Annotated in this window: 26 protein-coding genes and 3 pseudogenes; 14 read left to right on the forward strand and 15 right to left on the reverse strand. The window is 30.4% G+C overall.

Annotated features, from left to right (window positions below; all coding sequences use genetic code 11):
* Positions 1–365 precede the first annotated feature (365 nt).
* The 10 genes from AJ882_RS09715 to rpmH form a co-directional block, all read right to left on the reverse strand.
* Positions 366–827, reverse strand: a complete 462-nt coding sequence (locus AJ882_RS09715) for a membrane protein (RefSeq protein ID WP_014517250.1) — start codon at positions 825–827, stop codon at positions 366–368.
* A 98-nt stretch (positions 828–925) separates the two neighbouring features.
* Positions 926–2,458, reverse strand: coding sequence for a bifunctional phosphoribosylaminoimidazolecarboxamide formyltransferase/IMP cyclohydrolase (gene purH, locus AJ882_RS03130; protein WP_002900032.1), 1,533 nt, complete (start codon positions 2,456–2,458; stop codon positions 926–928).
* Between the two features lie 2 nt (positions 2,459–2,460).
* Positions 2,461–3,231, reverse strand: coding sequence for a DnaJ domain-containing protein (locus AJ882_RS03135; protein ID WP_002885199.1), 771 nt, complete (start codon positions 3,229–3,231; stop codon positions 2,461–2,463).
* Positions 3,228–5,414: a phosphoribosylformylglycinamidine synthase subunit PurL gene (gene purL, locus AJ882_RS03140; RefSeq protein ID WP_011049819.1), complete on the reverse strand. Its 2,187-nt coding sequence runs from the start codon at positions 5,412–5,414 to the stop codon at positions 3,228–3,230. Before purL ends, AJ882_RS03135 begins: the two co-directional genes overlap by 4 nt.
* A 10-nt stretch (positions 5,415–5,424) precedes the next feature.
* Positions 5,425–6,753: a tRNA uridine-5-carboxymethylaminomethyl(34) synthesis GTPase MnmE gene (gene mnmE / locus AJ882_RS03145; protein ID WP_002867429.1), complete on the reverse strand. Its 1,329-nt coding sequence runs from the start codon at positions 6,751–6,753 to the stop codon at positions 5,425–5,427.
* Entirely contained in the window at positions 6,746–7,564 is an 819-nt protein-coding gene (locus tag AJ882_RS03150; protein WP_002859220.1) for a Jag N-terminal domain-containing protein, read from the reverse strand. Before AJ882_RS03150 ends, mnmE begins: the two co-directional genes overlap by 8 nt.
* On the reverse strand, positions 7,561–9,153 hold the full coding sequence (gene yidC / locus AJ882_RS03155; RefSeq protein ID WP_002867428.1) for a membrane protein insertase YidC: 1,593 nt from the start codon (positions 9,151–9,153) through the stop codon (positions 7,561–7,563). The genes AJ882_RS03150 and yidC overlap by 4 nt, the downstream gene beginning before the upstream one ends.
* On the reverse strand, positions 9,150–9,491 hold the full coding sequence (yidD, locus tag AJ882_RS03160; RefSeq protein WP_002869899.1) for a membrane protein insertion efficiency factor YidD: 342 nt from the start codon (positions 9,489–9,491) through the stop codon (positions 9,150–9,152). Before yidD ends, yidC begins: the two co-directional genes overlap by 4 nt.
* Positions 9,488–9,814 (reverse strand): ribonuclease P protein component, encoded by a 327-nt coding sequence (gene rnpA, locus AJ882_RS03165; RefSeq protein ID WP_002859217.1) that lies wholly within the window; start codon positions 9,812–9,814, stop codon positions 9,488–9,490. The genes yidD and rnpA overlap by 4 nt, the downstream gene beginning before the upstream one ends.
* A complete protein-coding gene (gene rpmH / locus AJ882_RS03170; protein WP_002776864.1) occupies positions 9,811–9,945 on the reverse strand; it encodes a 50S ribosomal protein L34 in 135 nt (44 codons plus the stop codon). Before rpmH ends, rnpA begins: the two co-directional genes overlap by 4 nt.
* Before the next feature lie 130 nt (positions 9,946–10,075).
* Between rpmH and AJ882_RS03175 the strand changes: the two genes are divergently transcribed.
* Genes AJ882_RS03175 through AJ882_RS03185 form a run of 3 tightly spaced genes read left to right on the forward strand, consistent with a single transcriptional unit; the run spans position 10,076 to position 12,347 of the window.
* Positions 10,076–10,555 (forward strand): GNAT family N-acetyltransferase, encoded by a 480-nt coding sequence (locus AJ882_RS03175; RefSeq protein ID WP_002867426.1) that lies wholly within the window; start codon positions 10,076–10,078, stop codon positions 10,553–10,555.
* Complete coding sequence (locus AJ882_RS09435; protein ID WP_002867425.1) at positions 10,552–11,160, forward strand: uracil-DNA glycosylase family protein; 609 nt, start codon at positions 10,552–10,554, stop codon at positions 11,158–11,160. Before AJ882_RS03175 ends, AJ882_RS09435 begins: the two co-directional genes overlap by 4 nt.
* Positions 11,157–12,347 (forward strand): hypothetical protein, encoded by a 1,191-nt coding sequence (locus AJ882_RS03185; protein ID WP_002865964.1) that lies wholly within the window; start codon positions 11,157–11,159, stop codon positions 12,345–12,347. Before AJ882_RS09435 ends, AJ882_RS03185 begins: the two co-directional genes overlap by 4 nt.
* Here AJ882_RS03185 and AJ882_RS03190 read toward each other — a convergent pair.
* On the reverse strand, positions 12,339–12,713 hold the full coding sequence (locus AJ882_RS03190) for a YbgC/FadM family acyl-CoA thioesterase (protein ID WP_002859213.1): 375 nt from the start codon (positions 12,711–12,713) through the stop codon (positions 12,339–12,341). The two genes, AJ882_RS03185 and AJ882_RS03190, sit on opposite strands and share 9 nt — an antisense overlap.
* A gap of 141 nt (positions 12,714–12,854) precedes the next feature.
* On the opposite strand from AJ882_RS03190, the pseudogene AJ882_RS03195 reads away from it, so the two are divergent.
* From AJ882_RS03195 to AJ882_RS03225, 10 genes and pseudogenes are all read left to right on the forward strand, one after another.
* Positions 12,855–14,963 (forward strand): annotated as a pseudogene (locus tag AJ882_RS03195) (hypothetical protein).
* Positions 14,964–15,107: 144 nt separating this feature from the next.
* Entirely contained in the window at positions 15,108–15,236 is a 129-nt protein-coding gene (locus tag AJ882_RS09565) for a hypothetical protein (RefSeq protein WP_002867420.1), read from the forward strand.
* A gap of 227 nt (positions 15,237–15,463) precedes the next feature.
* Positions 15,464–15,640, forward strand: coding sequence for a hemagglutinin (locus AJ882_RS09570; protein ID WP_011049821.1), 177 nt, complete (start codon positions 15,464–15,466; stop codon positions 15,638–15,640).
* Between the two features lie 162 nt (positions 15,641–15,802).
* Positions 15,803–16,333, forward strand: coding sequence for a hypothetical protein (locus AJ882_RS03205; RefSeq protein WP_011049823.1), 531 nt, complete (start codon positions 15,803–15,805; stop codon positions 16,331–16,333).
* 1 nt (position 16,334) lies between these two features.
* A complete protein-coding gene (locus AJ882_RS03210; protein ID WP_011049824.1) occupies positions 16,335–16,658 on the forward strand; it encodes a hypothetical protein in 324 nt (107 codons plus the stop codon).
* A gap of 140 nt (positions 16,659–16,798) precedes the next feature.
* Positions 16,799–16,936 (forward strand): hypothetical protein, encoded by a 138-nt coding sequence (locus tag AJ882_RS09440; protein WP_014517253.1) that lies wholly within the window; start codon positions 16,799–16,801, stop codon positions 16,934–16,936.
* Positions 16,920–17,011: pseudogene (locus tag AJ882_RS09735) on the forward strand (hypothetical protein); the annotation flags it as partial. The gene AJ882_RS09440 and the pseudogene AJ882_RS09735, both read left to right, overlap by 17 nt.
* Positions 17,012–17,243: 232 nt before the next feature.
* Positions 17,244–18,972, forward strand: a pseudogene (locus tag AJ882_RS03215) (ShlB/FhaC/HecB family hemolysin secretion/activation protein).
* A gap of 82 nt (positions 18,973–19,054) precedes the next feature.
* The gene (gene cmoB / locus AJ882_RS03220) at positions 19,055–19,945 is read left to right on the forward strand and encodes a tRNA 5-methoxyuridine(34)/uridine 5-oxyacetic acid(34) synthase CmoB (protein ID WP_002859209.1); all 891 of its coding nucleotides are present in this window, start codon (positions 19,055–19,057) and stop codon (positions 19,943–19,945) included.
* A 72-nt stretch (positions 19,946–20,017) separates the two neighbouring features.
* Positions 20,018–20,596 (forward strand): hypothetical protein, encoded by a 579-nt coding sequence (locus AJ882_RS03225; protein ID WP_002853367.1) that lies wholly within the window; start codon positions 20,018–20,020, stop codon positions 20,594–20,596.
* Here AJ882_RS03225 and AJ882_RS03230 read toward each other — a convergent pair whose 3' ends face one another.
* Both AJ882_RS03230 and AJ882_RS03235 read right to left on the reverse strand, forming a co-directional pair.
* Positions 20,597–20,770: a hypothetical protein gene (locus AJ882_RS03230; protein ID WP_002853638.1), complete on the reverse strand. Its 174-nt coding sequence runs from the start codon at positions 20,768–20,770 to the stop codon at positions 20,597–20,599.
* Between the two features lie 8 nt (positions 20,771–20,778).
* On the reverse strand, positions 20,779–21,306 hold the full coding sequence (locus AJ882_RS03235; RefSeq protein WP_004308473.1) for a thermonuclease family protein: 528 nt from the start codon (positions 21,304–21,306) through the stop codon (positions 20,779–20,781).
* A gap of 67 nt (positions 21,307–21,373) precedes the next feature.
* Between AJ882_RS03235 and AJ882_RS03240 the strand changes: the two genes are divergently transcribed.
* On the forward strand, positions 21,374–22,642 hold the full coding sequence (locus tag AJ882_RS03240; protein WP_004308475.1) for a M20/M25/M40 family metallo-hydrolase: 1,269 nt from the start codon (positions 21,374–21,376) through the stop codon (positions 22,640–22,642).
* On the opposite strand, the gene AJ882_RS03245 is transcribed toward AJ882_RS03240, so the two are convergent.
* Positions 22,625–23,872: an MFS transporter gene (locus AJ882_RS03245; protein WP_002853620.1), complete on the reverse strand. Its 1,248-nt coding sequence runs from the start codon at positions 23,870–23,872 to the stop codon at positions 22,625–22,627. The two genes, AJ882_RS03240 and AJ882_RS03245, sit on opposite strands and share 18 nt — an antisense overlap.
* 40 nt (positions 23,873–23,912) lie before the next feature.
* Positions 23,913–24,752, reverse strand: coding sequence for a cysteine ABC transporter substrate-binding protein (locus AJ882_RS03250; protein WP_002860724.1), 840 nt, complete (start codon positions 24,750–24,752; stop codon positions 23,913–23,915).
* Between the last annotated feature and the right edge of the window lie 37 nt (positions 24,753–24,789).

Raw genomic sequence — 24,789 nt, forward strand, 5'->3', positions numbered from 1 at the left:
AAAAAATAGCATTTGAATTTAAAAGATTGCTTTGTTTTTCTACATTTTTTAAATTATGACTTGCACTGCTAACTGCCTTGTGAGTTTTTTCGATAAATTGATTGATATATCCACAAGCTAAAGCAATTTCATCTTGACCTTTAACTGAAATACGAGCTTTTAAAATTGCCGCTTCCTTGAGCTAATTCTTTAGCATGATTTAAAAGCTCTAAAACGGGCTTTCCAACAACAACTTTAAGCATTAAAAGAACCACCACAAAGGGTAAAAATCAAAGCAATAGTAAATATTATAATATAAGATTGACCGGTTTTGCTTATATCTTTTTAAACACCTTCTAAAGAATGTGATATATCCATAACCCCAATCACACTTCCTGTATTAGCATTTCATGACAAGTAACACAACTTTCATCTGCAATCAAAGGGCGTATCAATCTTAAATACACAACACCATTTATATTTTCTTCCAAAGCTTGAATTTTAGGATTTGAAAATTGTTCTACAATACGCTTATCATTTGAAATTTGAGGGGCTTTCATCTCAAAAAGATCTATAGTATCTTTTGAAGGATAAATTTTAATATCACTAATACCCTCTATACTTTTTACATCTTCAATGGCTTCTTTAATTTTTTCAGGATCTCCTAAATTCATAGCCATTCTCATTGTTTGAAAAACAGAAGTACTTACGGTATTTAAATTTGCCCTGCTCATTTTATTGGCAGTATTTTTAAAATCCAAATTTAAAATCACTTGCATTACAATGAAACTTATAAGCAACACCACAAAAATTGCAGCAGAAACCTTAAATCCTATAGTTTTAAACATCATAGTTTCCTAAAAATAAAATTTTTCGGAAATATTTTACACATAATTTATTTAATTTTTATTGAATTATGTGTAAAAAACATAACATTCCATTAAACTTAATGTAAGAAATGTCTTACTCCTGTAAAATAAAGCGCCATACCATACTCATCAGCCGCCTTTACCACTTCATCATCTCTTATACTTCCGCCTGGTTCTACTATAGCTTTAACTCCTACTTTACTTGCTTCATCTATGCTATCTCTAAAAGGAAAAAAGGCTTCACTTGCTAAAACGCAACCTTGCAAATCAAGCCCCATTTCTTTAGCTTTAGCGATTGCTACCTTTGCTGCATCGATTCTGCTTGTCATACCCATGCCTATAGCCACCATAGCGCCATTTTTTACATAAACAACATTGTTTGATTTGGTAAATGCTGCTATTTTCATGGCGATTTCAAGATCTTTTAATTCTTCCTTACTTGCCTCTCTTTGACTCATAAGCTTTGCATTTTTAAACTCATCTTCGCCAACTTCATCGCTGTTTTGATATACAAAACCCCCATCAATATGTTTAAAATCATATTTATCAAAACTGCGGATTAAAAACGAGCTTTCTTGAGTGAAAATTTTAATGCGTTTTTTACCTTCAAACACAGCTAAAGCTTTTTCATCTACATTGGCTGCGATGATTACTTCTACATAAATTTCATTGATTTTATTTGCTAAAGCCTCATCAAGAGTTCCATTGATTGCAACCACTCCTCCATAAGCACTAACGCTATCGCATTTTAAAGCATGTATATAGCTTTGTACTAAATTTTCTTTTATAGCAAAACCGCAAGGATTTCCATGTTTTACTATAGCAATAGCTGGAGCTTTATCGAAACTACTAGCCAAATTTAAAGCTGCGTTAATATCGGTTAGATTATTAAAACTTGCTTCGCCTTTAAGGGCTTTGAAATTTGCACTAAAAAAGGCATCAAACTCGTATAAAGCCCCTTTTTGATGTGGATTTTCTCCATATTTTGTATCAAATACTTTTTGTCCTACTATAAATTTACTCGCTCCAAAACCTCCGTTAAAGCGTTCATTCATATAATTTGCAATATAAGCATCATAATTTGCCGTATGCTCATAAGCTTTTATCATCAAATTTAAACGAAAATTCTCATCAATTTGACCTTTTTTTAAAGTCTCGATGACTTTTTCATAATCAAGCGGATCGCAAAGTACCATCACATCTTTATAGTTCTTTGCTGCACTTCTTATCATCGCAGGCCCACCTATATCGATATTTTCTATAATTTCATCAAAATCATCACTCATGATAGTGGTTTTTTTAAAAGGATATAAATTCACACAAACTAGATCAATTCCTAAAATTTCATTTTCTTTTGCTTGTTTGATATGATTTTCATTGCTTCTTTTGTGTAAAATTCCACCATGAATCTTAGGGTGTAAAGTCTTTACACGCCCTTCAAAAAGCTCAGGACTTTTTGTAAAATCACTCACTTCCATAACTTTTATTCCATTTTCTTTTAAAAACTTAAAAGTCCCACCTGTTGAAAGAATCTCAAAGCCTAAATTTTCAAGCTCTTTGCCAAATTCTACTATACCTTCTTTATCACTCACACTAAGCAATGCTCTCATTTTTACCTTTCTAAATGTTTTTTAACTTTTTCGTAAGCTTCGTTGATTTTTTGAAATTTCCCTACACCGATTTTAAGCTCTTCTTCACTAACATTGTTTGCATTTAAAATATCAGGATGATATTTTTTTGCTAAATTGCGGTATTGTTTTTTTACCGCATTTAAATCTGCATTATTTGGAAGTTCTAAAATAGTAAAAGCTTCATCAAGACTTAATTCTTTTTTAGAACTTTTTAAATTTGAAAGACTTGCTATAAAAGCGTCTAATTCGCTTTTTGCTATATCAAAGGCTTTAGCGATTTGCTCTAAAATTTCACGCTTTTTAGCATTAAAATCTGCATCGATTAAAGCCATAAAAACAAGCACACGCAAAACATTAAAACGCTCATTTTTAGGTAAAGGTACTTCTTTTAAAAAATCTTTTGCCACGTAAAAAGCATCGCTTAAATTTTCTTTATGTTCATTAAAACTTGCTTTTAAAAAAGCTCTTTCTTTTTCATCTTTGGCATTTGCATCTAAAAGATCTTTGATCATTTCAGCTTCATTTTCACTTACTCTGCCATCGCTTTTTGCAATTTTTGCCAAAAGTGCGATAACATAGTAATTCATACGCCTTTTAAACTCATCCATTCTTTCTTCCATAACCCCACGAGCAAAACCCTTAGCAAAGCCTTTGGCTCCTCTTGTAGCTGAGTTTAAAAAATCCTGTTTTCCCCAAGTTTTATAATACCAGTAAAACACCAAAACAACGAGTATAATTAAAACTAAAGTCATTGGATTTGCTCTTTAAAACTTTCAAAATAAAGCTTATCAAGTTCAGCCTTGCTTAACTCAATGCTATCAAGTTTAAAATGTTTTTGGCTAGTACTCACACCTAATTTATAAGCTTTTACTCCAAATTCTTTGGCTAAATTTAAAAAAGCTTCTTCATTTTCTTTACTAAGCCCTACTATAGCACGACTTGCACTCTCATCAAAAATCATTTTTTCATCATCAAAACCACTTGTTAAATTTGCACCTACACTAGAAATAGCAAACATTTTTGCCAAAGTCATAGCAATACCCCCTATTCCTACGCTATTGGCACACTCAAGTAAAGAATTTTGATTGGCTTTATAAAGCAAATCCCAAAGTGCAATTTCAGCTTTATAATCAAGCTCTTTAAGACTTCCTGATACTTTTTTATCTTGGATTTTCATTACCATAGATCCACCAAATTCCCCTAAACTTTCACCCAAAAGATAAACACTTAAATTTTCTTTTTCAAAACTAGCTTTTAAGGTTTTATTTGCATCTTCTAAAACCCCTACGCTTACTATAGTAGGACTTGGATAAATACTTACGCCTTCAGTTTCATTATAAAGTGAAACATTGCCGCTTACTACTGGGGTATTTAACTCTTTACAAGCTTCTTTAATGCCTTCGCAACCTTGTGCAAATTGCCACATCACTTCAGGATTTTGCGGATTTCCATAATTTAAACAATCACTTATTGCCAAAGGCTTAGCCCCCGTGCAAGCAACTTTTCTTCCTGCTGAAGCTACTGCTAAAGCTGCTCCTATTTTAGGATTTACATAATTTAAGCGTGAGTTACATTCTATAGCCATAGCCACACTTGCACCATTTTCTTTGATACGAATGGCACTAGCACCTAATCTTCCATCAGCTTTTATAGTATTGGTTTGCACACTTGAATCAAATTGATCATAAATAAAAGCTTTGTTGTTAATATTTTCATTTTGAAGCATTTGTATAAAAAGCTCTTGAATGCTTAATTTTAACTCAAATTTATAATCTTTAATTTCACTTAAATATTTTGGCTCACTTATAGGACGACTTAAAATCGGCGCTTTTTCACTTAGAGGCTCGATAGGAATAAGCCCTACAAGCTCATCATGCCAAAAAAGCTCCATTTTTCCTGTATTGGTAACTTCACCTATAACCACAGCATCTAAATCCCATTTTTTGAAAATTTCTATAACCTTATCTTCATAGCCTTTTTTCGCACAAATAAGCATTCTTTCTTGAGACTCGCTAAGCATTAACTCATAAGGAGTCATACCGCTTTCACGTATAGGAGTTTTATCTAAGTAAAGTTTCATGCCACTGCCACTTCTTCCTGCCATTTCAAAAGAACTTGAAGTAAGCCCTGCAGCACCCATATCTTGAATACCCACAATATAATCAGTTTTAAAAAGCTCTAAACAAGCTTCCATAAGAAGTTTTTCACTGAAAGGATCGCCAATTTGCACTGTAGGACGCAAAGATTTGCTTTCTTCATTGAAGCTATCACTTGCCATAACCGCTCCACCAAGTCCATCACGCCCTGTTTTTGAACCCACATAAATCACAGGATTTCCTACACCTTCAGCCTTAGCATAAAAGATATCTTCACTTTTACAAACCCCTAAAGCAAAGGCATTAACTAAGATATTTCCATTAAAACACTCATCAAAAGCACATTCTCCACCTATAGTTGGCACACCCATGCAATTTCCATAATGAGAAATTCCATTTACCACACCTTTAACAAGGTATTTTTGATGTTTGCTGCATTTTTCATTATGAATATTGCCAAATTTTAAAGAATTTAGCCCTGCAACCACTCTTGCACCCATAGTAAAAACATCACGTAAAATTCCCCCTACTCCTGTAGCCGCACCTGCAAAAGGTTCAATAAAGCTAGGGTGATTGTGACTTTCTACTTTAAAAACTGCTGCCATACCTTGCCCGATATCAATAACCCCTGCATTTTCACCTGGGCCTTGAATCACCCAAGGTGCTTTAGTTGGAAAACCATTAAGATATTTTTTACTAGATTTATAAGAGCAATGCTCACTCCACATCGCAGAAATAACCCCAAGCTCTAATAAATTTGGCTCACGTCCTAAAATTTCTAAAATTTGTGTATATTCTTCATCGCTAATTTTGTGTGCTTTTATGGTTTCTTTGTCCATTTTTATCCTTTCATTTTCCTAAACAAAAATTACCAAACATTTCGTCTAAAATTTCATCTCTTTGAAAATCTTTGGTAAATCTTGCAAGTTCATTAATCGCTAAATTAAGTTCAAAAGCAAAAAGTTCTAAAGAACTTTCCTCTAAAAGTCCCTTAGCTCTAAAAATCGCTTCACTTGAAATTTTACAAGCATTAATAAGATCTAAAGAACTTACCATAATACCTTCACTATCAAAAGAATTAAGATAATTTTGCAATTCTTCTTTTAACAAAGTGATGTCTTTTTGAGCACTAAGCTTGATAAAATTTTTATTTTGAGTATTTTTGAAAACATTTTCTAAATCACTTTTATTTAAAATCCAAAAGATTTTTTTATCAGTATTTGCTAATAAGTCAAAAATTTTCTCATCTTCTTTATCTTGCACTCTTGAAGCATCAAAGACTGCCAAAATAATATCTGCATCTTCTAAACTTTTTTTACTTAAAGCTACGCCGATTTGTTCTATAACATCTTTACTTTCCCTAATACCCGCTGTATCTATAATGCGTAATAAATGCGTTCCTAATTTAAAGCTCTCTTCTATAGTATCACGAGTGGTGCCTGCTATATCTGAAACAATAGCTCTTTCATAAGAAAGCAAGGCATTTAAAAGCGAAGATTTGCCTACATTTGGCTTACCTACAATAGCGATTTTAAAACCTTCTATGAGTCCTTTTTTGCTTTGAGAAAGCGTATAAATTTCTTTTAAAATTTTAGAATTTTCTTCACACATAGTAGAAATTTGTTCTAATAAATCAGAAGGTAAATCATCATCAGCATAATCAATACTAGTTTCTACAAAAGCTAAAGTTTTAACCAAATCTGTGCGAATTTTTTCTAAAAGTTCTCCTAAGTTTCCTTGCATGTTGCGTGCTATAATTTTAGCTGCAAGTGCAGATTTTGAAAGTATGAGATCTTGTATATTTAAAGCTTTTAAAGGAGTCATTTTGCCATTTAAACACGCTCTTTTGCTAAATTCCCCTGCTAAAGCAAGTCTTGCTCCTAAACTCACAAGTTCTTCGAGTAAAACTTCACTCACACTAAATCCTCCATGAATTTGAAACTCTACTATATCTTCCCCTGTAAAACTATAAGGGGCTTTAAAATATATCATTATAGCTTCATCGATAATTTCATTATTTTGATTAAAAAGTTTTGTAAAAGTAGCATGGCGTGGGGTAAGTTTGGTTTTGTGGCTAAGCTTTAAGGCAAATTCTAAAGCCCTTTCACCGCTTAATCTTACAATAGAAATCGAACCCACACCATGAGCTGTGGCAATAGCCGCTATAGTATCACTCATCTTTTTTGAAAAAGTCGTTTATTACAACAAATCTTTGATCATTATTTTGCTTAATTCCTACATACTTATCTGGAAATTCAGCTCTTAACTGCTCTAAAGCGATTTTTATCAAAACCCCATCTAAAGGTTTGGTTTGACCACGTCCATGAATTTTAATTTTTTCAATCACGTTTTGTAAATAAAGCTGCATACCTTGAATTTGATTTTCTAAAAATTGAGCGATCTCAAGGCGCACTAAAAGATTATATTTTAAATTGATCCAATTATGTAAAAGATAAGAAATAGCCTTGTAACGATGTGCTTCTTTACCTATCATCAAAGCAGCATCTTCCCCATCCAATCGAATCAAAACGCAATCTTCATCATACATTCTAAGTTCACTAAGCTCTATTTTAAACTGGGAGCTTTCTAAAAGTTTTACAAGCTGAATGCGAATCTCATCTAAAATATCCTGAGTATTACGCACTCCTTTGCTTTCTCGATGAAAACTATCAAAAATTTCATCACTTTTTACTGTATATTTTTCTTTTTGGCTTTTATTTTTTTCATTTTTTGTTTCAATCTTGTTTTCTTGTTTTGGCTCATGTGTTTCTGGTTTGTGATTTTTTGAACTTGTAAATTCTTTTTTAGGATTTTTTTTCAAAATCCTTTTTTTTGCTTTAGCCTCTATAATTGCCTTTTTTCTTCCAAATCCAAAAAAACCTTTTCTTGGATGCTGAATAATCTCATATTCTAAGTCCATCACAGAACATTCTAAACTTCTTGAAGCTTCTGTTAAGGCACTTTGAAGATCAATGGCTTCGATTTTCATTTTTCATGCTCCGCTTGTTTTTTGTGATGTTCTTTAGCAAATATTTTATTGATAACCCATTGTTGAACCAAAGAACAAAGGTTATTTACAAACCAATAAAGCGTAAGTCCTGCTGGGAAAGTGATAAAGAAAAAAGTAAAAATCACTGGTAAAAATTTCATAATCTTAGCTTGCATAGGATCTTGTATAGTCATAGGCGTAATAAGTTGTTGTAAAAACATCGTTGCACCCATTAAAATAGGCAAAATGAAATAAGGATCCATTACCGATAAATCATGTATCCAAAACGCCCAAGGAGCTGCTTTTAGCTCAATAGCATTAAGCAAAACGCGATAAATAGCAAAGAAAATAGGAATTTGTAAAAGTATAGGCAAACAACCACTCATAGGATTTGCACCATGTTTTTTATAAAGCTCCATCATGTGCATATTCATTTTTTGTGGATCGCCTTTATAACGCTCTCTAATATCTTTCATTTTAGGAGCAAGATCTTTAAGTTTATTCATAGAAATCATAGACTTATAAGTTAGCGGGAATAAAATAATACGCACAATTAAAGTCATCACAACGATAGCCCAACCCCAATTTCCTATATACTGATGCAAGAAATTCAAAAACTCAAACATAGGCTTAGCAATAAAAGTAAACCAACCATATTCAACAACTGCTTCAAGGCGTGGATCTATACTTCTTAAAATCACATGTTCTTTAGAGCCTATATAGCCCCCTGCTTTAAATTCATTATCACTATAAGCAAAAACTATAGGGTTTTGATTAGCATCCTTGCTGATTGCCACATTTAAAGGTTTATCAAAATTATAAAAGAAAGTTGCATAGTATCTATCAAAAGCCGAAGTCATTACGACATTATTAGCACTTTCATCCTTTTCTACATCTCCATCTTTATAAGTTTCGATGGTTTCTTTATTATCCATTACCAAAGCACCATGAACTGTATAACTATCTACGGCAATATTTGGACGATATCCTGGACTTATAAAATAATTTGCATTCTTGCTGAGTTTAACTTCTATCTCATAATTTCCTTTTGGATAAAAAGTAATATCTTTTTCGATTTTCAATCCAGAAAGATTTTGAGTGAGTTTTAAAACTTGACTTCCATTTTCATCAACAAAAAGATTGCTAGCGTTAGCAACATAAGGAATTTTAAAAGCCTCTGAGTTAATACTTGGATCACTAAAACGCATTTCTAAAGGATAAGGACTATTTTCCTTGCTAACAAGATTTATAAATTCTCCTTTCTCATTTTGGTATTTTTTATCTTTTAAATAAAAAGCAGAAATTCTACCAAAAGAGTCAATTTGTGCTTCAAAATGCTTGCTTTGAACCTTAGATATCACACTATCTTGTGAAACTAAAGCTGCACTTGGAGTATTTGTGGTGGTATTTTGTATATTAGGAGTGTTATTTATGCTTGTGTTTTGTTGATTTTGTTGTGTAATGTTTTGTTCTATTTTTAAAGGTTGTTTTGGAATGAAAAAATAATCGTAAACAACAAAAAATAAAAAAGAAATCACAACAGCTAAAAGTATACGCTTTTGCTGAAAAATATTATTTGAATTATTCACTGATTTGTCCTTTTAAAGATGATTTTTATAAGATAAAAACTTTTATTTTTATAAGGTATATATAAAAAACAAAGTTGTTTTTTTGCTAAAAATATAGGCTTAAAACATAAATTTATAGGATAAAAATTTTTAGAAACTCTAGGATAATCAAACCCCCCTTTAAAAAAAGGGTTGCATCTTAAAACTCTAAAAAAAGTAGAAAAAAAAGCTAGAAAAAAATTCTTTTTTTGAAACTGCCAAAGCGCATACTCAGAACAACTAGGATAATACCTACAAGCAGCGGGTTTTAAAGGACTTAAGAATTTCTGATAAAAACGGAGTATTTTTAGGCATATCATTTGAAACATTCTAGTTTTTTCAATCCCCATTTTAGATTTTTTTCTAACCTAGAAAAAGAAAGTTCAGTGATTTCATTTTTAGCTACAAAAATATATTTGCCATCTCGAAGATATCTTTCAAACTTAGCAAACAAAGCCCTTAAAATTCGTTTTGAACGATTTCTAACCACTGCTTTTCCAACTTTTTTACTAGCAACAACTGCTATTTTTTTTTCATAACTATTCAGATAAAAAATAATCACACCTTCGCAATGCCATTTTTTACCTATTTTGTATACAGATGAAAATTCCTCGTTTGTGCTAAATTTATCAAAATTTTTCACACAGCAAGTCTTTTTCTACCTTTAGCGCGTCTTGCATTGATCACCTTGCGACCATTTTTAGTTTTCATACGAACACGAAAACCATGAGTACGTTTTCTTGGAGTGCCATGTGGCTGATAAGTTCTTTTCATTTGATTTTTCCTTAAAAAATTATAAAATAAACTTGTATTTTATCTTAATCTTACTTATAAATTGCTTTTGATTAAGAGTAATTTTTAAATTCTTTTGATAAATTTTGAAATTATTTTTAAAAGGTTAAAAATGTCAGAATTTAAAATTATTGATTTAAGACAAGAAGATTTAGATATTTTACAAGAAATGATCATAGAATTTGCAAAATACGAAGATATGTTAGATTTTCTTCAATGCACGAAAGAAAAACTGGAACATTCTTTACTAAAAAATAAATTTGCTCGTGCTTTTTTGTTAAAAGAAAATGAAAAAACTATAGGCTATATGATTTATTTTTATACTTTTTCGTCTTTTTGGGGCAGCGGTGGAATTTATCTTGAAGATATTTATATACGAGAAAATTTTCGTAAAAAAGGTTATGGAAAAGCTGTGTTTAAATTTTTAGGAGAAATTTGCAAAAAAGAAAATTTAAAAAGACTCGACTGGGTTTGCTTAAATGATAATATTTTAGGTATTAATTTTTATGAAAGTTTAAACGCTAAACATCTTAAACAATGGAGAAATTATCGTCTAAGTGGAGAAAATTTAGAAAAATTGTGTGATTTATGATAAGAAGTCTTTATTATTTAAAAGCTATGGGATTTAACTTTGTTGATACACATACAAACCACTTTGAACAAGTACAAAATTTTCAAGAATTAAAACAACTTGTTTCATCTTGCACCTTATGCCAATTTTCCAAAACAAGAAAATTTAGTCTTATGGAACCTAAGATAAAAAATGTCAAATTGCTAATTCTTGATGTTTTTGGGCAAAAGAGTGAAAATGAAAGCGGAATTTTACTTAATTCAAAAAAAGGTGAAAAATTAAAACACTATATTTATCAAATTTTAGGGCTTTGCGATGAAGATTTTTATTTTTCTTATTTATTTAAATGTTTTTGTAATGGAAAATTTGATGATTTTTCGCTACAATCTTGCTTACCATTTTTCTGGAACGAACTAAAACTGATTCAACCTGCTTTTTTGCTTTGTCTAGGAGAATATACATTTAAAAGCTTGGGATTTAAAGATTATCACATTTTAAAAGGTGAAGTTTTTGCTTATAAAAATTTTTTCATAATGCCAAGTTATGATTTAGATTTTATAGAAAAAAATCCAAGTTATGAAAAAAATTTCATACAAGATTTAAAAAAAATTAAAGGATTTTTATGAAAAAAATATTTTTAATATTTTTCTTATCTTGCTTTTTGCTTAATGCAAAAGAGCAAAAATTAGTCGATGTAAAACCTGTTGAAAATTTTTATCCTAAATTAAGCGTTCAAGAATGCAACACAAATTGTCTTTTTGATCTTTTAGAATCAAGATTGTATCTCAGTTTTTTAAGTGAATTTGCAGACCAAAACGATCAATTTTTATCCAATGTTTATGCAAAATTATTAAATTCCATTACTGATTTTGAAAAAAATGTTCAAAAAATTACTTCTGTTAAACTTGCGATAATTATCCCAGAAAAAACCATAAAAAGCTACTCAAATACTATAATAAATTCAAGCATAGCCTATCTTTTAAGACAAAGAGCTGAAATCAAAGTAAAAGTTTTTTTAACCGGCACAGAAGATAGTGATAAAATTCGAGCCGCGCTTGATGCAGCACAAGCTCAAGGATATCAGTATGCCATAGCTGGATTTACCTTAAAAGGTGCTAATGAGTTGAAAAATTACTCAGGAAATATGAAAATTTTCATACCGACTATCCATAAAAACAACATACAAATTTCGAATCAAAATATTATTTTTGGAAGTATTGACTATGATGCTCAAATTGCCACACTTTTAAGCAAATCAAATGCTAATATCGCAATATTTAGCGATGGCTCTGCCTTATCAAGCAATCTAAATTCAAGAATTCTTGCTCAAAATAATAATGCTAGAATATATACCATAGAAGGCGAGAAGCTTGATTTCAGCAGGCTTTTAAGATCACAAGGTGGAGTTAATAATGCCTCAATATTTTTTAACACTCCATTGATCAAAACAGCTCTAGCAAGTTCTCAACTAAGAATTTATAACATTCATCCTTATGTGCTTTTATCCACTCAAATCAACTATAATCCAACATTTTTAAGTTTAACACAACAAGGAGATAGAGAAAATTTTATCATTGCTAATTCTATCAATAACCACGATGATAACTTAGTCTATCTTAATGAAATTTTTAATCAAAGTATAGATTATAACTGGATTGCTTATGCTACTAGCATAGGAGTTGATTACTTTTATACCGAATTCCTAAATAAAAAAAGCGAAAGTTTATTTGATGAGAAAATCAAAAATTCTCAAGTTGATTACAAAGTGCGTCTTATGCAAGGTAAGCAAGCAAGCTTTGAAGAATTAAAATAATTCTTCAAAGAGCTTTTTTAACTGCATATCCATTCTAGCTGGTTTTTCGTTTTTAATAAAAGCTAAAGTTAATTCCATTTTAAAAAACAAAATTTCATCTTTATAAATTTCTTGTAAAATTTCCACAGAAGCATTTTTGACTTCTAAAATTTTTGTTTTAATCTCTATCATATCTCCAAGTTTTGCAGGTTTTAAGAAATTGCAATTTGCTTTTGTAAGTAAAAAATGTCCCTTAGACGCATCAAAAATATCTACTTTTTTATTGAAAAAAATTTCACTTCTTACTCTCTCGCAAAATTTTAAATAATTACTATGATACACCACTCCACCCGCATCAGTATCTTCATAATACACACGCATTTTCATCGCTTTACCTTAAAAAATATTTCACATTTAAAAAACATTAGATTATACAACGGAAATTCTTTGATATCGCTTTTTAGTTTATATTAAAAATTCCGTCCAATCTTAATTTAATAAAGCTTTTTAACTTCACTGGGAGGGGGTATAGAGAAATTTTGTTTTAAACTTTCCATTGTTACCTTCTTAAGCATCAACGCTTTTGCAGCCACTCAAGCAAATACTACAGACAATCGAAATTTCAATATTCCAAAGCATTATTTTAATGATAACGAACTTTATGATAAAACCAATTCTACTTATAAAAAATTCCAAGGTATAAATTATTATGCTAAGAGTTCTAAACAATATATTAACAATATTTAACAATCATAAACCAAATATTACAAATATAAACGATTTAAATTTTAAACATTATTTACTTACTCCTGATATGAGAGAAGATGAATTTCTTTCTTTTAAAGCAAGGCATGGTGTTAATACAGCCGATCGTAGTATAAAAAACAGTTAGAGTGCTTCCTTTTTTAATCACAGCAAAAACCGATCATGCTGATGCAAGTTATAACAAACTTATATTAGAACAAGGAGAACTTAGTTCAGTTTTTTATCTTAAACCTAAAGATACTCATATAAAAACCCTAGTAATTCTAAAAGCAATCAACGCATGAATTTCTTAATGAGTTCTACCTTTACTCATTATAGTAATGCAAGCTATAACCAAACCATACTTCAAAAAGATGCCCATATTAGTATGGGAGTTGAGAACACTTATGATTTAGCCTTAAATGGTTCTCCTTATTTAATCGGAGCTATAACCACTTATGGAGATTCTACAAATAATAGTTTAAATATAAAAGCAAGTAGCAGTGTAGAGTTTTTTACTTCCTTGCCTAAAAAAGATAAAAATGGTAATAATACCTTTGATGAAAGAATCACTCACCTTGTAGGTGGTTTAGCTTATCAAGGTAATGTAAAAAACAATAAAATCTTTATCAAAGATGCTAATATGATTATCCATGGTCCAAGCAAAGCTTATGCTAGTTTAGCTGCTGCTCATATTAGCGCAGGTTATATAATAAAAACTTTCAAGCCAGTAAAAACCTTTTAGACATAGATAGTTTTAATCTTGATATGTATATGAACCATGATAAACAACCCTTAGCTTATAATTCTGTTTTATTTGCTGATTTTTTGGGTGGAAAAACCGAACAAGGACAAGCCTTAGATAATACTATCAATATTAAAAGATATTAAAAACCTAAAAAAATAAAAACAATGAGAACATTTTTGCTCAAGCTTTGTTTAACTTCTACGCAGGAGCTTATAATAATGGAGAAGTAAATTATAATACCTTAAACATAGAATTAAAACATCCTTTAGAAATCGCTAATAACTTCTTAGGTTATAACCAACATTCTTTTTATGGTGACTTTGCAACTAAAGGAGTTAATCATAATACCATTAACATTAAAAACGATCTTACCACAACCGATCTTTCTCAAAGCTATAAAGATGCTTTAAATATTATAGCTGCTAGAACCTTAGAAGGCAGTGCGGATTATAATAAAGTTTATATTAATAATTCTATGTCAACCTTACCTGTATACATTTATACAGCTAAGAAAAACCTTCTTAATAATCAAGACTTTTATCCTAGTAGTGCTAATAACAATAAAGTATCGATTAAAGATTTTGCTTCTTTTAGAAATCTAACTGTATTAACAGAAGCCAAAGAAGCTTCTTATAATACTATAAATTATAACAATGTTCAAAGCATTACTGATGCAAGTAATACAGATAAAGGTTCTAAAATCATCATAAGAGCTTTAGATAAAGCCAATCATAATACCATAGATATAAAAAACTATTCTTCTAATGCAGCTGATAATGCTTATTTGATTATGGCTTATAATGAAGCTGCTTATAATAAAATCATTATCAATGATACTTTATTTGGTGTAGCTTCAGATAAAAGAGAAGGAATTTTAAGTATTATAGCTGGACTTTCAAACAATGGCCATGATAATACCTTAATCATAAACAATCTCAATCTTGATGAGTATAAAAATAACAATTCTGTTTTTATAGCTCCTTCAGATATCAGTTTAAGTAAAAACAATAGACTGATTTTAAATACTAAAGTTGAAGCTAGAATTATTAATAACTTTGAGCATTATTATCTTATTGTATCCAATAAAATCAACACAACTCCCCTTTTTGAAGTCATACGATGCTCCTATTAATATTTCTAGCTAAGGAGTATTAGCTCTTTACACCCTCAAAGAGTAATACCCCTATATTAAAAATAAAGAAATCTTAATCTTACAAAGTGAGCAAGGTTTTATAGATGAAAACTCTAATACTTTAAATCAAGAAGAACTTCAAAGCTTTATTGAAAAAATGCAAAAAAACAAAGAAGATTTTAAACTAAGTTCTATAGATAAATTAAAAAAGATGAATTTACAAAAACTTTCTTATGAAGTAAGAATATCTCAAGATGGCAAAAGCATTTACGCAAGGATAAAATAAATCATTCCTATCTTTAAGATAGGAATGATTTATTTGTATTTTTATAAATATAAACAAAAGATTCTTAAATCTTAATCTTACAAAAAGGAGCAAGTCATGAAAAAGTTAAATAAACTTTCTTTGTCTTTAGTTATAGGTTCTTTCTTTTTACACAAAGCTATGCTTTACCAAGTGGGGGTAAGTTCACTTATGGAACAAGTGGAAGTATAAGTGTTAGTGGTGGCACTATGAATATCTCAGGAAGTAAAACAAACTCTGTTATCCAATGGGGTGGTGGTTTTAATATAGCAAGTGGTGAAACTGTAAATTTTGGACAAGGAAAAACTAACCAAAATTATTTAAATATTGCCTATGGTTCTAAAAGCTCTCATTATAGATGGAACACTCAATGGTGGAAGTATTAATGCAAAAAAATTGTTCTGTCTGCTTCATCAATATAGGATAAGGCAAAAGATGGAAAACTTTCAGCATTTGAAGGAGATCCTAAAACAATATCACCTGTAATTAAATCCAATGCAGGAAATGTTATAAATTTAGAAACTATGACAGTACGAGAAGGGATTGCTATGGTGGGAAAATATGTGACGGAATATGATTCTAATAATAATCATGGTAGATATTTTTTTACAAGCACAATAGAAAAACCGGCTTATTTGTATGTTTACAGCCCTAATGATTTTTTTACATCTTTAGCAGCAAATGGACCATCTATGACAGGTGCTACAAAATCTTTAGTTGGAACAGGAGCGATAAAAAATCGTGAAAACTATAAAGAAACTAGCGATCTTATTGCTAAAGATAACATCTCAAATGAAGTTTTAAATTCTATATTTAATGACTTGAAATTTAATTCTAGTGTTGATATTAGCGACTTAAGTAAATTTTATAAAGATGGAAAAATATTAACAGCTGATGAATTAACAAGCATTAATCAAAGTATGGATTTTATTACTGCTTTATATGGACAAACTCAAGATAGCAATAATGCAACATTTGCAAACGCTTTAAAGGAAGTATTGGGAAATTCTTATGGTGATCTAGGAAAAGCTAATCAAGTCATTATTAAAACAAAGGAAATTCTTTCTCAAAATTCCTAAAATGACCAAAGGGCAAGAAAACGCTCAAAAAACTTACGATACTGCTGTAAATGCTTATAATGAAGCAGTTAAAGCTTGCAATACAGCTCTAAGTGGTATAACAGGTAATAATGGCGATAAAGTTATTGCAGGTTTAAAACAAGCTGTAGATAAAGTTTCTAGTGATTTACAACAAGCTACAATAGCTCTTCAAATCGCTACAGCGAGTACTAATTCTAGTTTAGAAAATTCTAATAAAACTTTAGCAAGTGCGAGCATAAATGGAACTAGTCATCTTACAGTCAATGAAAATATAGTGCAAACTATAAGCCAGTATCCATTATAAATTTAGGATCTAACAACTCCAACAACGGAAACGATGGAACCGATTCAGGTGATATTAACAATGGTAACAACAACGGTTCTAATAATAACCCAAATGATACCATAGGACAACAAGAACCTGACATTGCTACAGCTTTGCTTATGCAAACTACAGATGAAGATCCAAATATCAATGAAGATGATAAACAAGCAAGTATAGATGAAGCCAGCACTCAATTAAGTGGTAATACTTGTATAGTATCGGATAATTTTAAAGCAGGAAATCCTTGCTCAAGATGATAAAATCCAAAAGGTTAAAAGCCTTTTGGATCTTGTTAAAAATTAATAAAACAAAATTTAAAGATTAAAAATCAAAAAAGATTGATAATCAATCAAGCAAATACAAAAAATAAAAAGATAAAAAGAAAGAAAAAATAAAAACAGAAAAAGCAAAAAATAAAAAAGATTAAAAACCAAATCTAAAAACAAGCTCTTATGAAATCATTAAAAAGGAAAAATACAAATGAAACGCATTATCTTACTATCTAGTTTAGCTATCTTAAGCCTTTATGCTAGTGATACTAAAGATAATAAAAAAACCATACAAATGTTAGAACAATCTCCTTATAAAGAAGATGCTAACTTAAAAAACTACAATAACACTTTAAAAGTAAAAGATGGAGTGATTATCATAGATCATTCTAATACTAGTGATAATAATAATTCAAAAACCACTAACACAAAGAAAAACACTCAAAAAGATAATAACAACACTCAAAAAAATCAACCTAACTTGTCTAATGATAATACTTTAAAAACTAAAACCCCAAATTCAAACACTCCTTCTTTAAAAAATACTTCTAAAGAAGAATCAATTCATAAAGTTAGCTTTAACTTTCATATTACCAATAAAAACATAAACTTTAAAGATCTAGGTTTAGATGAGCAAGTTTTACAAGAAGCCTTAAACGATTACAAAAAAGAAAGTATTTCAGTTCAAGACTTACAAGATATAGCCAATATTATTTCTTATTATGTTCAAGTTAGTGGTTATCCTGCTGCTACAGCTTATATCCCACAACAAGAACTAAAAGATCAAATTCAAATCAATATCACCTTAGGTGTTTTAGGTAAATATGTGGTTCAAAACAATTCTAGTGTAAGAGATTATGCTATAGAAAGCAAATTACCTAATCATAAAGGTGAAATCATCACTACTAAATTAGTAGAAGATGCGGTTTATAAAGTCAATGAAATGTATGGCATACAAACCCTTGCTTCTTTAAAAGCAGGAGATAATCTAGGTGACACAGATATAGTGATAGAAACTACCCCTAGTGATAGCTTTGTTTCTGTATTGTTTTATGGGGATAATTACGGTATAAAAGAATCAGGCAGATATAGGGGTGGTACTAGCATGAGTTTTAATAACATAGCTCATCAAGGAGATAGTCTAATGCTTACTTGCAAAGAAGCGATGAAGCACAAACTAACTATGGTATAAATTATACTACTTTCTTGGGGAATTTAAAAATCACTCGAAGCTATTCTAAAGGAAACTATGCTTTATGGGGAATTTGGAGAGAATTTGACTTTATAGGAATTTCTGAAAATCTAGGTATAAATTTAAAATATCCTTTGGGGATTACGACTTATAATTCTTTTTATTTAACTTCAAGTTATTATCATAAAAAGCTTCGTGATTCTAAATTTGATATTTTAACTTTTGATAAAAGCTCTGATACAATAAGCTTTGGTATAGAAGGAGTTTATAATGGTATTAGTAATGATAGTTTTTCTTATAGTGCTAATAAGCTATGGTAATGTTAAAGATGAAGGTATGACTATAGTAGGTATAGGAACAAGCAAAGTAGGTGGAGTAGAATTTGGAAAATTTGCTAAACTCAATGTCAATCTTAACAATGCTTATTTCCTTAATGATACCTTTACTCATCTTTTTAGTTTAAATTATCAACAAGTTATCAATGGATCTACATTAGATAGTAGTGAAACCATATCTTTAGGAGGTCCTTATGGAGTAAGGGCTTATAATAATGGAGATGGAGAAGGAGATAATGCTGTAGTGGCCAGCTTTGGACTTAGAATGGCTACTCCTTTAAAAGATTTTTTATATTACTCCTTTTTATGATATAAGTTATTCTTGGTATGAGAATGATTCTTATACAAACTATATAGATGCTTATGGTTTACAACTGCTTTATAATAAAACAGGGAATTTTTATGTCAAGCTTGATTTAGCTAGAGCTTTAAAGAAGTATAAGCTAGATGATGATTATAGTTCTAAAGCTTATGTAATCTTTAGAAAGTATTTTTGAGTTATTTTTGATCAAATATTTAATGCATATAATTTATATTGCCATAAAAGCTTTTAATGTTATAATTTAGCATTAAAAGCAAATGTCAAGGATAAAAATGCAAGAAAATTTACTTGAAAAACAATTTCTAAATCACCCTTTATACGCTAAAATTCAAGAACTTAAAGCTCTCAATCTTGCTTGTAATTTTTCTTTAGATGATAGTGTAAATTTATCTACAAATTCTCAAGCCAAAGATGAAATCTTAGCTATAGCAAAAGAACTTAAACCATGGAGAAAAGGTCCTTTTAAAATAGACGATCTTTTCATCGATACAGAATGGCAAAGTTTTATTAAATTCAACATTCTAAAGCCTTTCATGAACGAAATTTCTCAAAAATGCGTTGCTGATATAGGCTGTAATAATGGTTATTATATGTTTAAAATGCTTGAATTTAATCCTGCAAAACTCATAGGTTTTGATCCTTCTATCAAATACCGTTTGCAATTTGAACTCATTAACGCTTTAGCTAAAACTCCTATAAAATACGAACTTTTAGGCGTAGAAGATCTTCCAAGCTATGGCTTGAAATTTGATGTGATTTTCTGTCTTGGGGTGATTTATCATAGAAGTGATCCTATAAAAATGCTAAAAGATTTAAAAGCAGGACTTAATAAAAATGGAGTTGTTTTTTTAGATACCATGTATATAGAAGATGAGAGAGAAATCGCTCTTGTGCCTAATAAAACTTATTCTAAAATTCCAAATATTTATTTTGTACCAAGCATTAGTGCATTAAAAAACTGGTGTGAAAGAGCAGGATTTAAAGAATTTGAAGTTTTGGCTACAAAAAAAACCGATGAAAACGAACAAAGAAAAACAGAATGGATAGACTCTTTTTCGCTGGAAAATTTCTTAGATCCAAAGGATAAAAATCTTACCATTGAAGGCTATGAAGCACCCAAAAGAGTTTATATACGCATTAAAATATAAATTCTTTTTATTTTTTACCGATATTGAAAATTAGATATTTTGAAGTAGATAAGTAGAATTTAAAGGTTAGATATGGCAAAAAAAGATAATTTTGAAGAATATGCACAACTTGAAGAATACGCATCTGCAGAAGATATATCTCGCGTTAGAGCAGAATTACTCACTTGTCCTGAATTAAACACCTCGCTTGCTGGAACCATTATAGAAATTGATAAAAACTATGCCAAATCAATTTTAATAACCACAAGCGAAATGGTAGCAGATGATCAAGGATTGATTTTTGATGCCTTTATTTTCGCTGCGGCAAACTATGTAGCACAAGCCTCTATCAATAAAGAATTTTCAGTGATTATTGGATCAAAATGTTTTTTTTATGCTCCGCTTAAATTAGGCGATGTTTTAGAACTTGAAGCTCATGCACTTTTTGACGAAACCTCCAAAAAAAGAGATGTAAAAGTGGTTGGACATGTTAAAGAAGTTAAAATGTTTGAAGGAACGATACAAGTTGTTAGCACCGATGAGCATATATTTAAACTCAAGCGTCCGCCACTTAACACTGTTAAACCTACAGAAAATCAAGAACAAGGTGCCAAAATCAACAATCCAGAAGCCGTAGCAGCTGCATTAATGGCCTCTGTGGGTGGAAAATAATCAAGGAGTCATTTTAATATCTACCCAATTTTTTGGGCAATCCTTATGATAAGTTCCGCTTCCATCATAATACTCTTTACAATCATCATAAAAACGATTTGAAATCCCTCTTTCATTTACAAAACATCCAGAAATTCCTAAAGCTAATAGCACCATTAAAGTATATTTTTTCATGTTTTTCCTTAGAATTTATTGTGTTTTCTCCATTTATAAGGCTCTATAGGATTACTCTCTTTCCAAAGGCCTAAATGATTTTTCTTAGCATTTTCTTGTTCTTTGGTATAAGCGTTACTATAGTAAGTATCAGCCCAAGCATAGCCTTTGCTTACCAAAAATCGATTAATATCAACATCATTAAGCTTTACAATAGCAACAATTCTACCATAAGTATCTTTATTTTTATAAATAATTTCAACTTGTTTGCCGCTTAAAATTCTACTTAAAGTTTCTTTTGATTGCTTTCCAAAACTTTGTTTAAGTTCTGGTGCATCTATACCAAAAAATCTTATTCTAGCGAGTTTGTTTTCATGATTAACTTCTATAGTATCTCCATCAATAATTCTAACTACTTTTCCTTCAAAACTAGAATTTTGGGCAATATAGTTCTGGATAAAAACAACTACAAGAGTGAAGATTAATACAGAAAAAAGTTTTTTTGGATCACTTAATAATTTTCTTAGATTAAATAATTTTTTATAATTTATTCTCATTTTTTAATCATTTTGCCTTTAAATTTTAAAAAATATGCCATAATTTTATCAAAACAAAGGAGATAAAATGCAAAATGTTATAGAAAATTTTAAACAATTATGCAAAATTCCTCATTGCAGTTATGAAACAGAACAAATGAAAGAATTTTTAAGCTCTTACGCCAAAGATAAAGGCTTTAAGGTGAGTGTAGATAAGGCAGGAAATATCCATGCCATAAAAGGCAAACCAAAAATTTGTCTACAAAGCCATTATGATATGGTCTGTATGGGCGATGCACCAAACTTAGAAGTTTATGAAGAAAATGGCTTTTTAAGAGCCAAAAATTCAAGTCTTGGTGCAGATAATGGCATAGGTATAGCCATCATGATGAGTGCTATAGCTGAATTTGAAAATTTAGAATGTCTTTTTACAAACGATGAAGAAGTAGGACTCATGGGAGTGAATTCACTCGAGCACACTTTAGAATCTAAAATGCTTTTAAATTTAGATCATGAAAGCGATGATGAGATCATGATAGGCTGTGCAGGTGGAGTAGATATAGAAGCAAGTTTGTCTTTTAATACCCTTAGAAAAAAGGGTAAAATTTATGAGCTTTGTGCGCAAAATTTTAAAGGTGGACACTCAGGCATAAATATCATACGCAATGAAAAAAGTTCCATCAAAGAAATGGCTAAATTCATACAAGAGAATGAAGGAGAAATCATTTCTTTTGAAGGCGGAGAAAGAATCAATTCTATACCTAAACACGCCAAAGCTTTAGTGCATTTTAAAGATGAAGTAAAGAGTAATAACTGGATAAAATGTGAATTTAAAGAAGAAGGCGAATTTGAAATTTGCGATCAAAGTAAAAAACTTTTAAGCCTTATAAATTCTTTCACTCATGGAGTTAGAGCTTATGATGAAAATCTAGATATAGTTCAAACAAGCATTAACCTAGCTACTTTAAGAATGCAAGATAACCAAATCAAATTCGCACTTTTTGCAAGATCTAATATACTTGATGGACTTAAGCAAGTAGAATTTGAAACTTTAGAATTTTTCAAGGCTTTTGATTTTAAAGTAAGAAGTTTTAATTTCTATCCACCTTGGGAAGGCAAACCAAACGCACTTAGCGACATGGTTTTTAAAGCGCTTAAAAAAGTATCGCCTAATGCCAAAGTTTCAGCTATCCATGCAGGGCTTGAGTGTGGCATTATAGAGAAAAAACAAGAGCTTTTATGCGCTTCTATAGGCCCAAATATCCATAATCCTCATTCAACTGATGAGCATTGTGAAATCGCTTCAGTTGAAAAAATATCTAAGGTTGTTTTTGAAGTTTTAAAAGACAATGCTTAATTCTTTAATCTTGCTTCTTGCAAAAACGCGTTTTAACAAAAACACGCAAAGCAAGGAACAAGATCCCACTATAGCAAGATAAATACCCAAATACTCTTTATAAAAAGCATTAACTATAAAAGGGGTTAAAAAACCTAAAATCGCATAAGAAATATTATAAGCAAAACTAAGCCCGCTAAATTTCAGTTCACTTTTAAAAATTTGCGTCATAAAAACAGGCGCGAAAGTAATAATACCTTGTGCAAAACAAGCCAGTAAAAAATAAAATAAAAAATTCTCATCATAAAAACTAAAAAGCACACCAAAAATAATAAAAGCTATACTAAAAATAAAACAAATCCTATAGCTTCCCCATTTGCTTGCTAAAAAACCTTGAAATAAAGCTCCAAAAATCACCGCTAAAATAGCAAAATTTTGCACCCATAAAGCAGAAGTTTTACTCATAGCTAAAAGACTTTCAAAATACTTAGGTAAAATCATCAAAGTTGCCACACCGCTTGTTAAAACCATGGTCATTAAAAAACAAACAAGCATACTCATTTTATGAGTTTTTAAAGCTTCGAACAATGGAAAACTTAAAATTTTCTTTTCATTTTGAACTTTTATAAATTCTGGAGTTTCGCTGAGTTTATTTCTTAAAAACAAAGCTAAAATTCCAAAAAATCCTCCTATGATAAAAGGAATTCTCCAAGCATAGCTTTGAACTTCTTCTGGGGTAAAATAAGATCTTATGCCTAAAGTGGCAATATTTCCTAGCAATAAACCTATGGTTAAAGTCGCTGAAATAAAACCAAGAGCTAAAGGAATTTGACGCCCTTTGACAAATTCGCTCACATAAATCCAAGCTCCGCTCACCTCAGTTCCAACGGCTAAACCTTGCAAAATGCGTATAGTAAATAAAATCAAAGTAGCAAATATACCTATACTTTCATAACTTGGCAAAAAAGCTAAAGCAAAACTAGGCAAAACCATCAAAAGCATAGAAATATAAAAAATATTCTTTCTTCCATATCTATCAGCAAAATGTGCCATCACAATAGAACCAAAAGGACGCGCTAAATAAGCAGCACCAAAGGCTATATAAGCATTTATCTGCATCCAAAAAGCATCATTTTGCGGAAAGAATACCTTAGCAAAAATATCCAAAAAAAAGGCAAAAAGCACAAAATCATAAAATTCTAAAATTCCACCCAAAGAAGCATAAATAATATTTTTGTATTTTTTTTGCATATTTTATCCTAAATCAATATAAAGGGCAAAAAGCCCTTTATTAAATTTTTCCACCTTCAATCACTACATCATCAGCCTTAACATCATCTCCAAAATGAGCTTTTAAAGTTTCATCATAAGCCTTGTGAAAAAACTGCTCTTGGCCTAGTTTAATGATCAAATTATCGATAAATTCTTTAAGTTCTTTATCGCCTTTTTTAACCGCTGGTGCGATAACATCTTTGTTACCTAACTCTTTGATACCCATTTTAAAATCAGGATGATCTTTCACCCAAGCAAAAAGCAAGGTATTATCATGACTTAAAGCATCGCCTCTTTTATCCATCAAAGCGGCAAAGGTTTCGGTATTTTGATCATATTTTAAAGTTTTAATATTAGGATAATTTTGCGTAAAATAAGCATCTGCTGTTGTACCTTTGTTTAAAAGCAAGGTTTTATCTTTTAAATCTTCTACGCTAGTTATATTACTATCCTTTGGTACAGCTACGCCTAAAGCTACCTTCATATAAGGCAAGCAAAAATCAACCTGTTCTGCCCTTTGCGGAGTTTGAGTAAAATTAGCCAAAATAATATCTACTTTATTTGATTTTAAAAACTCAACCCTATTTGCAGCTTCAACAAGAACAAATTGCACCTTATTTTCATCGCCAAAAAGTTCTTTTGCTATGCGTTTAGCTAAAGCTATATCATAGCCTTGATTGTTTCCTTTTTCATCTACATAACCAAAAGGTGGTTTATCGCCAAATACCCCAATCCTAACAACTCCATTTTGCTTGATCTTATCAAGAGAATTTAAAGTTTTAGAGTCAGAATTTCCTCCACAAGCAGCCAATACTACTGCAACAAAGGTCGTTAAAACACTTAGAAGTATTTTTTTCATACATTTCCTTTCTTTAAAAATAAGCTTAAAGCTGTTG

This window comes from Campylobacter sp. BCW_6461, assembly GCF_001762735.1.
GTDB lineage: Bacteria > Campylobacterota > Campylobacteria > Campylobacterales > Campylobacteraceae > Campylobacter_D > Campylobacter_D jejuni.